Origin of the sequence: uncultured Frigoribacterium sp. (genome assembly GCF_963515265.1) — a bacterium.
GTDB lineage: Bacteria > Actinomycetota > Actinomycetes > Actinomycetales > Microbacteriaceae > Frigoribacterium.
Genome location: NZ_CAUPYL010000266.1, coordinates 1 through 2,814 on the forward strand (window position 1 = coordinate 1; position 2,814 = coordinate 2,814).

At 72.7% G+C, this 2,814-nt stretch carries 5 protein-coding genes; 3 read left to right on the plus strand and 2 right to left on the minus strand.

Annotated elements, in window-relative coordinates:
• Positions 1–248: 248 nt before the first annotated feature.
• The 3 genes from RWM17_RS13715 to RWM17_RS13725 all read left to right on the plus strand — a co-directional run bounded on the left by RWM17_RS13715 (position 249) and on the right by RWM17_RS13725 (position 2,101).
• Complete coding sequence (locus RWM17_RS13715) at positions 249–1,400, plus strand: LCP family protein (RefSeq protein ID WP_314104578.1); 1,152 nt, start codon at positions 249–251, stop codon at positions 1,398–1,400.
• Positions 1,401–1,517: 117 nt separating this feature from the next.
• Positions 1,518–1,736 carry a DUF3073 domain-containing protein gene (locus RWM17_RS13720; protein ID WP_314104579.1) on the plus strand — a complete coding sequence of 73 codons (219 nt, stop codon included), beginning with the start codon at positions 1,518–1,520 and terminating at the stop codon, positions 1,734–1,736.
• An 8-nt stretch (positions 1,737–1,744) separates the two neighbouring features.
• Positions 1,745–2,101 carry a VOC family protein gene (locus RWM17_RS13725; protein ID WP_314104581.1) on the plus strand — a complete coding sequence of 119 codons (357 nt, stop codon included), beginning with the start codon at positions 1,745–1,747 and terminating at the stop codon, positions 2,099–2,101.
• A gap of 203 nt (positions 2,102–2,304) precedes the next feature.
• Here the strand turns inward: RWM17_RS13725 and RWM17_RS13730 are convergent, their stop codons facing one another.
• Positions 2,305–2,490 (minus strand): hypothetical protein, encoded by a 186-nt coding sequence (locus RWM17_RS13730; RefSeq protein WP_314104583.1) that lies wholly within the window; start codon positions 2,488–2,490, stop codon positions 2,305–2,307.
• 75 nt (positions 2,491–2,565) lie between these two features.
• A partial coding sequence (locus tag RWM17_RS13735; RefSeq protein ID WP_314104585.1) for a hypothetical protein occupies positions 2,566–2,814 on the minus strand: 249 nt, incomplete at its 5' end.

The window sequence follows — 2,814 nt, forward strand, 5'->3', positions numbered from 1 at the left end:
GTACAGCGAGAAGGGACGCCGTAGGCGTGGGCCCACGCTCACGGCGTCCCTTCTCGCCTGACTGCTCGCCCACGACCAGGCTGCGGCCGCGGCTGCCGCTGGGGCCGAGCCTGGGCATCGCCTCGACATCGTCGACACGTCCTGGACTGATGTATCACCCGTGAGATATCGTCTGGTCGGCCCTCGGGAGACGAGGGCGAGCCCGCCCGCCCGGGCAGGCACCCGCCGACGCATCCCGGAGCACCACCATGGACGACCTCTCTGCCCTCGGACTGGGCCACGACGACGACGCGACCACCGCCTCCTCGTCCGGCGACGAGCGCGACGAGCGTGACGAACGCAACGAGCGTGACGAGCGCGACGATCGCCACGGCCGGCGAGGCCGCCGCAGGCCCCGCTCGCGTGCCGCCCTCGCCCTGATCGGGGTCGCCGTCGCACTCGTCGCCCTCCTCGTCGTCGCGGGCGTCGCGGCCGGCGGGTACGCGCTGCACCTGGCCTCGTCGTGGGACGACGAGACCACGACCCTCGACGACGCGTTCCCCGCCGACGACGGCCGCCCGGCGCCCGCGGACGACGGGTCGCTGAACGTGCTGCTGATGGGCTCCGACTCCCGGGGCGACGAGACGACGCTCGACGACGATTCGCCTTCCGACCAGCGCACCGACACGATGATGCTGCTGCACGTCGACGCCGACCGGCAGCACGCCTCGGTGATGTCGGTCATGCGCGACCTGTGGGTGCCGGTCCCCGGCCGCGGCGAGGGCAAGGTCAACTCCGCCTTCGCGCACGGCGGCAGCCCGCTCGCGGTGCAGACCGTCGAGCAGCTGCTCGGCGCGCGCGTCGACCACGTGGCGATCGACGACTTCGAGGGGTTCGCCGACATGACGACCGCGCTGGGCGGAGTCGACGTGGTGAGCGAGAAGGCGTTCCGCAGCTCGTCGTCCGACCCCAGGTCCGCCCACGAGTACGTGCAGGGCGTCAACCACCTCGAGGGCGACTCCGCGCTCGCCTTCGTCCGGGAGCGCTACGCGTTCTCCGACGCCGACTTCCAGAGGGTCAAGAACCAGCAGGCGTTCCTCGAGGGCGTCCTGCGCACCCTCGTCAGCCGGGCGACCCTCACCGACCCGACGCGCGTCACCGGCTTCCTCACCGCGACCGCGCCGCACGTCACGGTCGACGCCGACCTCGACGCCGGCACCCTCGTGGCGCTCGGCGCCGGCCTCCGTGGCCTGCGCCCCGACGACGTCGACTTCTTCACCATCCCGACCGCCGGCACCGGAACCTCGGCCGACGGCCAGTCGATCGTCCTCCCCGACGACGTGGCGATCTCGGAGCTCCGCGAGGCCCTCCGCGACGACCAGGTGCGAGGGTTCCTCGACGCCCGTGGGGGCCGCCCGTGACAGGCCGTCGGGGCTGGGGGCACATGCTAAGATCGATGCAGTTTTGCAACGTCACCTGTCGGTAGTTCCCGGTTCGTCCGACACCGTTTCCGGGCCGAATTCACGAGGGGGTCACGCATGGGGCGCGGCCGTCAAAAAGCCAAGCACACCAAGGTCGCCAGAGAGCTGAAGTACTTCAGCCCTGACACCAACTACGGTGCGCTCGAAAAAGAGCTTGCGACCAAGAGCGATTCCGACGAGTACGTCGACCGGTGGGCCGACGACTTCGACGACGACTCCGACGTGGACACCGACCTCGACGAGGGCGCGGACGACCACCAGAGCAAGAGCGCCTAGGCGCGAGCATGACGCTCGAGTGGGAACAGGTCGTCGTCGACGCGCTCGACCCTGACTCGCTCGCCGCCTGGTGGCGCGAGGCACTCGGCTGGGTCGACATCAGCGAGCCGGGCGACGAGCCCGAGCTGCGGCCGACCCCCGATTCGCTCCCCGGGCTGCTGTTCGTGCGCGTGCCCGAGCCCAAGGTCGTCAAAGATCGGCTGCACCTCGACTTCCGTCCCGACGACCAGGCGGCCGAGGTCGCGCGGCTCGAGGCCCTCGGTGCCGTGCGCGTCGACGTCGGCCAGTCCGACGCCTCCTGGGTGGTGCTCGCCGACCCCGAGGGCAACGAGTTCTGCGTGCTCGGCTCGCGCCGCACCTCCTAGCGCCCGCCCCACGCGCCGTCCCTGCGCGGCGTCCCCGTGCGCGAGCCGGGCGAGACGACGCGAGAAGCACAGGCAGCGCGGGCAGCGCGACGCGACCGCGGCAGCGGCAGCGACGAACTACCGCGATCCGTCACGTCGGCTCGTCGCCGTCGCGTCGCCTGATGAACTGCCGCGCAGCGCCGAGGAGGCGCCGGCCCGGTCCCCTAGCCGACGAGCTGCCCCAGCACGGGCATGAGGCCCATCGCGACGACGAGCACGAGCCCGCCCGCGGTGAGGAACGCCACGCGCTTGCCGCCGGTCACGGGCGAGACGCCTCGCCGGGGAGCCGGGGTGAGGGGCACGCGGGTGACGCGCGCGACCGGGAGGCCTGTGGGGGTGTGAGTGGTCATCTGGTCGACTCCTTCGTCGTCCGTGCCGACATCGTCGTCGGCTCCGCCCCGGAGGGCGTCTGCCGAGGATACGCCTCACGGGCCGACCGTCGCCTCCCCGTCCCCGGATCCGGGCAGGTCGAACGTGAAGTCGGGCACCTCGACGGTCGGCACCGCCGTCGGTGCGCGCGGGGGCTCCGAGCCGAAGTCGGGCAGCCTCCCCGGCCCCCGCTGCTCCTCCAGCCGCTCGCGCTCCTCCTGTTCCTGTCGCTCCCGGCGCAGGGCGTCGCGCGCCTCCGGCCCGCCCGGGGCCCCCACCCAGGTGAGCCCGCCCGGCCGCTCGGC

Excerpts from the sequence above, each read along its gene's own strand:
- RWM17_RS13725 (WP_314104581.1), top strand. The coding sequence starts at position 1,745 with ATGACGCTCGAGTGGGAACAGGTCGTCGTCGACGCGCTCGACCCTGAC.
- RWM17_RS13720 (WP_314104579.1), top strand. The coding sequence starts at position 1,518 with ATGGGGCGCGGCCGTCAAAAAGCCAAGCACACCAAGGTCGCCAGAGAG.
- RWM17_RS13730 (WP_314104583.1), bottom strand. The coding sequence starts at position 2,490 with ATGACCACTCACACCCCCACAGGCCTCCCGGTCGCGCGCGTCACCCGC.
- RWM17_RS13715 (WP_314104578.1), top strand. The coding sequence starts at position 249 with ATGGACGACCTCTCTGCCCTCGGACTGGGCCACGACGACGACGCGACC.